The following is a 6710-nucleotide window of genomic DNA, read 5'->3' on the forward strand; positions in this document are numbered from 1 at the left end:
CTCCTTTTTATTTCTTTTCTACTTGAGAGTGAGATGCAACAAACATCGCATCACCGAAGCTAAAGAAACGATACTTTTCTCTTACCGCTTCATTGTAGGCATGAAGAACATTTTCTCTTCCTGCAAATGCACTCACAAGCATAATTAATGTTGACTTTGGCAAATGGAAGTTTGTAATTAAACCATCGATCGCTTTAAATTCATATCCTGGATACATAAAAATATCAGTCCAGCCAGAAGCGGCGCAAATCTTGCCATTATTATCTGTTGCAATTGTTTCAAGCGTACGCGTTGATGTTGTTCCAACAGTAATAATACGACCACCTTCTTGCTTCACACGATTTAGAAGGTCTGCTGTTTCCGCTGACATATGATAATATTCCGCATGCATATGATGTTCTTCAATTGTATCTGCAGAAACCGGTCTAAATGTCCCAAGACCAACATGAAGCGTAATAAACGCTAAATGAATGCCTTTTTTCTTCAGTTCTTCTAACAGCTCCTCTGTAAAATGAAGCCCTGCTGTTGGCGCTGCTGCTGAACCAACTTCACGTGCAAATACCGTCTGATAACGGTCACGGTCTTCAAGTGTTTCTTTAATATACGGAGGAAGCGGCATTTCCCCAAGTTCATCTAAAATTTCATAGAAAATACCGTCATACGAAAATTCTAAATGGCGGCCACCTTGATCGCCAGTTCCAACACATGTTGCTTTTAGTTTTCCCTCACCAAAAGAAATTACCGTTCCTTCTTTCACACGTTTCGCCGGTTTAACAAGTGTCTCCCAAGTATCGCCATCTTCTTGCTTTAATAAAAGCACTTCAATATGTGCCCCTGTATCTTCTTTCACACCGTGCAAACGAGCAGGCATTACTTTCGTTTCATTTAAAACTAAGCAATCACCTTCATGTAAATAAGAAAGAATGTCAGTAAAATGCTTATGCTGAATCTCGCCAGTTTCACGATCTAGCACCATTAACCTTGATGTTTCTCGCTCTTCAAGTGGTATTTGTGCAATGAGTTCTTCTGGTAAATGAAAATCAAACAGATTAATATCCATAACTTATGTTCACCTATTTCTATCTAAATCGATTTATTACGTACATAATAAAAGATAATACAATACTTATCACAATACACGTAATGACAGGAAAATAAAAGGTAACTTTCCCCTTTTTCACAAAAATATCGCCTGGAAGCCTACCTATAAAGTGAAACTTCCATCAGTGGGGATTTTTTCATCCCCCACTGATGGTTAGTTGAACCAATCGGGCTTTTACGGACAGTTATCCCCCCACCTATCTTCTTTAGAAAAGCGGAAGCGGCTCGCTCAGAAACACAGGACGTTGGAGTCCCTGACAAAGAGGCGCTTTTTGCCTCGTCGGAGGGGGCGAAACGACCGGAGATTCTAGCCGCTAGAGCTGGACAACGATTCTCTCTCAATCTTGAGGTGAGGGTCTTACTGCCCACGAATAGCGGGATAAACTTCCAAGCCAATCCAACAACAATGAAGAAAATACCTACTTTAATGAGCAGCTTTGGCATATCCGTCATGCTTGTGGCATCTCCATTCCGAAATGTTCATATACAAGCGGTGTAACAATACGGCCTCGTGGTGTTCTTTGTAGGAAGCCAATTTGTAGTAAATACGGCTCATACACATCTTCAATTGTGTGTGATTCTTCTCCAATCGTTGCGGAAACGGTTTCTAATCCAACTGGACCACCGCGGAATTTTTCAATAATACCAAGCAATAATTTATGGTCAATATGATCGAGTCCAAGCTTATCTACTTGTAGTAGTTCAAGTGCCATTTGCGCAATTTCTATCGTAATCGTTCCATCGCCTCGAACTTGTGCAAAATCACGTACACGGCGCAATAAACGGTTCGCAATACGAGGCGTACCTCGTGCACGCCTTGCGATTTCTAAAGCAGCTAAGGAGTCGATTTCAACTTCAAACACTTCTGCAGTACGCCTTACAATGGCTGACAACTGATCAACTGTGTAATATTCTAAACGAGATAATACACCGAAGCGATCTCGAAGCGGTGCAGATAACGCTCCTGCCCGCGTTGTTGCCCCAATTAACGTAAACGGCGGTAAATCAAGCCGAACTGAGCGTGCTGTCGGGCCTTTTCCAATAACTATATCAAGACAAAAATCTTCCATCGCTGGATACAACACCTCTTCAATTGAACGATGTAAACGGTGAATTTCATCAATAAATAAAACATCACCTGGTTGAAGTGCTGTTAATACTGCTGCTAAATCACCTGGCCGTTCAATTGCTGGTCCTGACGTTGTACGAATATTCACGCCCATTTCATTCGCAATAATATTTGCTAATGTCGTTTTTCCAAGTCCTGGCGGTCCATATAATAATACGTGATCTAACGTTTCTTCACGCATTTTCGCCGCCTCAATAAATACTTCTAGATTATGCTTTGCTTTATCTTGGCCAATATATTGACGGAGCGTTTGTGGTCTTAACGAATATTCTAAGTCCGCATCTTCATACGCGGATTCTCCTGAAACGAGACGTTCGTCCATTCTACTCACCTCTTACCATTTAGTAAAAGACTAAGTGCCTTTTTAATATATTGATCCGTCGTAAGTGATTCTTTTAATAATTCTGGCACGACGCGAGATACTTCTCGCTCTGCATATCCAAGTGCTCTAAGCGCTTCTAGTGCTTCATCAAGCTCCGCAGATGTTCCTTTCTTCTCATCGAAGCGGTCTGCATCTGAGAATAAGTCGACAAAAGCGTCAGGCACAACATCTGCCAATTTCCCTTTTAAATCTAAAATCATTTGACGCGCTGTTTTCTTCCCAACGCCAGGGAACTTCACTAAAAATTTTTCATCCTCATGTTCAATCGCTTGTACAACCTGCCCCGTTTGACCTGAAGCTAAAATCGCAAGCGCTCCCTTCGGTCCAATCCCCGATACACCTAAAAGCTTTGTAAATAGTAAGCGTTCTTCACGTGTTTTAAATCCGTAAAGGGCCATTATATCTTCTCTTACATAATGATATGTATATACACGAAGTTCTTGTTTACTTCTTTGGAATACATACGGATTTGGTGTGAAAATCTGATAACCAATTCCGTTATGATCAAGAACGATATATTCCGGTCCTACATATTCCACATAACCTGTAATATATTCAAACAAAACTGTATCTCTCCCTCTCAAATCATGTATTCCATTTTAACATAAATAACGATAAAAATGCGAGGTTCCCCCAACAAATGTTCTCTATCCTATTTTTCATTTTCATATTGACAGAATGCTCTCGAAAAATGATTTTAGCAAAACAAAAATAAGAAACAAGCCGCAGCTATCTTACGCTACGGCTGTTTCCATTTCTCATAGAATATTGTTCCATATCTTTCATCACTTTCACAAACCGCTCTTTTGACTTCACTCGAATTCCTCGCTTCAGCTGTTCACGCTGATAGCTCTTCATCTTTTTCATATCAATTTGAAAGAAGGAATGAATGGCATTGTCATTTTCCGGCACACCGTTAAAAATTTGGAGAATTCCCTCTTTTGAAACTCCAAAATACCCACTCGTTTTTAATAACGGTGAAATATCATCAATGCGCTGTTGCAATACAATTTGTACATCATCTCGATCAACGAGTTGCCAATCTTTATATTGCTCGAAAAGCTTTTCTAAATTCACAACTTCTTCTCTAAAAATCTCCTGACTCACTTCCCCGTCTAAATATATACGCTGCAACATGATTGTAATTTGAGGTTCCTGCCTAACTGCATTACCTGAACTCTCTGCCGATGCTACACTCGATTCATGATACAAACAAAACGCAGCTAGTACAATCTGCATAGCAACGATCATGAACTTCATATGCTGTCACCTCTTTTAGGGAAAATAAAAAACTTCTATTTACAGTTTGACCGAAAGTAGAAGTTTTATGCCCCTTAGAAGATTCGAAGTTAGATATCTCAAAAAGCAGCATCAACTGGCTATATACAAGTTTAAAAAACGACATCCCCCCTTTTTTAGGTGGGCGAGAGCATCTGGCCATACATAGAAGCGGTCAGGGCCTTTTTCTGCCACATGCAAGGTTTAAAACAAAAGGAGAAAGCAAGTAGCTGTTATGTTGTATTCTGCATAACAGCGATTTATATGTCTAGAAATTTATATATATTTTTTTAAAAACGACATCCTCCCTTTTTTAGGGGACGAGAGCATCTAGCTGTGCATAGAAGCGGTCAGGGCCTTTTTCTGCCACATGCAAGGTTTAAAACAAAAGGAGAAAGCAAGTAGCTGTTATGTCGTACTCTACATAACAGCAATTGATATGTCGAAACATTAAAATGAATTTGTATTGAATAGATTTTTTGTCAATAAAGAATGAGGTGTACAAGATTAAGAATATAAAAAAGCGGAATAAGCTCTTCAACCTACTCCGCTACCATTTTCTATATAAATAAGAAAGACGCCTGTCATGCAGGCGTCTTGATGCGTTTACGGCGAGAGACCAGGCGGCCACATCCGCGTGTTTAGCACTTAAGCATATCTCTCGTCTTACGTAAATTAGCTCATCGCTTTGTTAATATAACATTAATGCTAAGAGAAAGCAAGAAAAAAATAATAATCAAAAACGCTGTCTCTAAAAAGAAGGATCATTTCACAAAATGTCGAATATGGAGAACACTTATAAAGAAAGGATATAGAATGATGACACAAGTGATCTTATTTAGGGGAAAAATATGTACCGGTAAAACAACAATATCAAATTCTGTAGGCGCACAACTACATATACCGGTTATTCATAAAGACGATCTATATGACTCTATCGCTGAACACATAACAGATCATTTCATTCGAAACAAAATTTGCTTTGATATTCTATTCCGATTGTTAGAATCCACTCTTGCTTGCAATGCAACCGTTATTATCGATTTCGGTTATAACCACTTAGATGATGTTCTGAAGTTAAAATCTTGGGTCGAACAACGAAAAGGGATTTTAACGTCTATTTCATGTACTTGTAGTGATGAATCTGTCTGGGCGCATCGACTAAATGAACGAAAAACAAACCCTCAGCCGAATCAACTCATCACGGATTTATATGAATTAAAAAAACATTATAGTACAATTGATGCCGTATTATTAGAAGATGAACTTCAATTAGACTGCATAGAAGATATACATTTACTAACGAAAAAAGTGATACATTATATACATAAGAAGAAGGGGAAATAACATCTCCCCTTCTTTCCATTATCGGACCACGTTAGTTACATTCGTACGAATGTCTCGGAACATATTTGTTATATCACGATTTAAATCGTTTGTAATTGTTCCATTTCGTAGCTGTGTACTCATTGTATCTACGCGAGTAAACATATCTGCTTTCGCTGTTACATAGACATTACGATTGTTCACAAGAGGTGCAACAGCTTTGCGAATATCATTTTCTAACGCTTTTTCGTCTGGATTGTTACGAGTTTTTACTGCAATGACAACATCGTTACCACGTACAACAGTAGAAACACGGTCGACATTATCCATACCTTTTACTCGGTTGGTAACTGCTTCAGCTACTTTACCATCATTGTTTATATACGTGTTGTTCATCGTAACATTGCGAGTTGGATATGGATTCGTCATTTGTCCATGATAATTTACATCGCGGTAATAATTGTATCCAACGTTATCACGACGATTGTGAATGTCTTGATTAATTTTTGTATACTTTACATTCCCATAATCGTCAGTTCTTGCATTGTTACGGTATGTGACATAATCTGTGTAACGGTCTGTACGTGCTACATTATCTCTATACGGAGAAGCATTCTCATACGATGTACGCTCATAATTATAAGTAGCATTACGATCCATTGCACTTTTATTTTTAGGTGTACCACATGCAGCTAATGCACTGGTAACTAACAAAGAAGCAGCAATAAGTTTAATTTTTTTGTTCAATGCAAAAACCCCCTCTGTTAGAATGAACTTTTCATTCGAAAAGCTCCCTCTTATCATGAGTCACAAAGGAGGTTTTTACACTGTAAGTATTTTACTTAAAATTCCGGAGATACCGCTGCTAAATAACGCTTATACTCCGAGCTGGCATGAAGGTGCTCAGTAATAAGGCCTTTTACATTTGCTGCTTTTACCTTCGTTTGTAGCTTCTCAACAAGTTTTTCAATTTTTTGTTCCATTTCTGCTATTTTCTTTCTCAGCAGGGTTCATTTACTCTTATGGGACTATATTATATAATCTGAATTTCCAAACAAATTCTCACAAAAAAACCGTTCTTCATGAAAGAACGGCTTCCTAACACTCTTTTTAAGCTTCCTCTTCTTCTGGATAAGGTGCTCCAAATACAGAAGGAGAATTTTGTTGATAATACATTGTACCTGGCTGCAGCGCATGCGGAATATATGGATTTTGTTGATGAAATTCACGTGAAAAATAGGGCATTCCTGGCTGTGGACTATACAATTGCGGTTCGTCATCACAACCGCAATCCTCTTGTACCGGCGCAATAGACGATGTATTATTATCCATTGTTACAGATGCGACATCTGGATTTGACATAGCGGTGTATTGCATATCATATTGTGGCATTCTTTGTATTGGCGGCATCCCCTGCATCGGCGGCATTCCTTGCATCGGTGGCATTCCTTGCATCGGCGGCATTCCTTGCATCGGCGGCATTCCTTGCATCGG

The 6710-nt window shown here is 39.0% G+C and carries 8 protein-coding genes and 2 pseudogenes; 1 reads left to right on the forward strand and 9 read right to left on the reverse strand.

Annotation, left to right across the window (positions count from 1 at the left end; all coding sequences use genetic code 11):
* Positions 1–7 precede the first annotated feature (7 nt).
* From queA to BM350_RS05065, 6 genes and pseudogenes are all read right to left on the reverse strand, one after another.
* Positions 8–1060, reverse strand: coding sequence for a tRNA preQ1(34) S-adenosylmethionine ribosyltransferase-isomerase QueA (queA, locus tag BM350_RS05040; protein WP_090919710.1), 1053 nt, complete (start codon positions 1058–1060; stop codon positions 8–10).
* Positions 1061–1079: 19 nt separating this feature from the next.
* Positions 1080–1223: pseudogene (locus BM350_RS05045) on the reverse strand (DUF2905 domain-containing protein); the annotation flags it as partial.
* The gene (locus BM350_RS27415) at positions 1201–1554 is read right to left on the reverse strand and encodes a hypothetical protein (protein ID WP_090919704.1); all 354 of its coding nucleotides are present in this window, start codon (positions 1552–1554) and stop codon (positions 1201–1203) included. The gene BM350_RS27415 and the pseudogene BM350_RS05045, both read right to left, overlap by 23 nt.
* A complete protein-coding gene (gene ruvB / locus BM350_RS05055) occupies positions 1551–2552 on the reverse strand; it encodes a Holliday junction branch migration DNA helicase RuvB (protein WP_139207768.1) in 1002 nt (333 codons plus the stop codon). The genes BM350_RS27415 and ruvB overlap by 4 nt, the downstream gene beginning before the upstream one ends.
* A gap of 5 nt (positions 2553–2557) precedes the next feature.
* Positions 2558–3175, reverse strand: a complete 618-nt coding sequence (gene ruvA / locus BM350_RS05060; RefSeq protein ID WP_090919698.1) for a Holliday junction DNA helicase RuvA — start codon at positions 3173–3175, stop codon at positions 2558–2560.
* A gap of 166 nt (positions 3176–3341) precedes the next feature.
* Complete coding sequence (locus tag BM350_RS05065) at positions 3342–3872, reverse strand: BofC C-terminal domain-containing protein (RefSeq protein ID WP_090919695.1); 531 nt, start codon at positions 3870–3872, stop codon at positions 3342–3344.
* An 834-nt stretch (positions 3873–4706) separates the two neighbouring features.
* Between BM350_RS05065 and BM350_RS05070 the strand changes: the two genes are divergently transcribed.
* The gene (locus tag BM350_RS05070; protein ID WP_244547934.1) at positions 4707–5237 is read left to right on the forward strand and encodes a P-loop nucleotide/nucleoside kinase family protein; all 531 of its coding nucleotides are present in this window, start codon (positions 4707–4709) and stop codon (positions 5235–5237) included.
* Between the two features lie 18 nt (positions 5238–5255).
* On the opposite strand, the gene BM350_RS05075 is transcribed toward BM350_RS05070, so the two are convergent.
* The 3 genes and pseudogenes from BM350_RS05075 to BM350_RS05080 form a co-directional block, all read right to left on the reverse strand.
* On the reverse strand, positions 5256–5963 hold the full coding sequence (locus tag BM350_RS05075; RefSeq protein WP_090920732.1) for a YhcN/YlaJ family sporulation lipoprotein: 708 nt from the start codon (positions 5961–5963) through the stop codon (positions 5256–5258).
* A gap of 95 nt (positions 5964–6058) precedes the next feature.
* Positions 6059–6199, reverse strand: a complete 141-nt coding sequence (locus BM350_RS26775; RefSeq protein WP_170857649.1) for a hypothetical protein — start codon at positions 6197–6199, stop codon at positions 6059–6061.
* A gap of 127 nt (positions 6200–6326) precedes the next feature.
* Positions 6327–6710 (reverse strand): annotated as a pseudogene (locus BM350_RS05080) (hypothetical protein); the annotation flags it as partial.

Source organism: Bacillus sp. 103mf (assembly GCF_900116295.1).
Taxonomy (GTDB): Bacteria; Bacillota; Bacilli; order Bacillales; family Bacillaceae_G; genus Bacillus_A; species Bacillus_A bruguierae.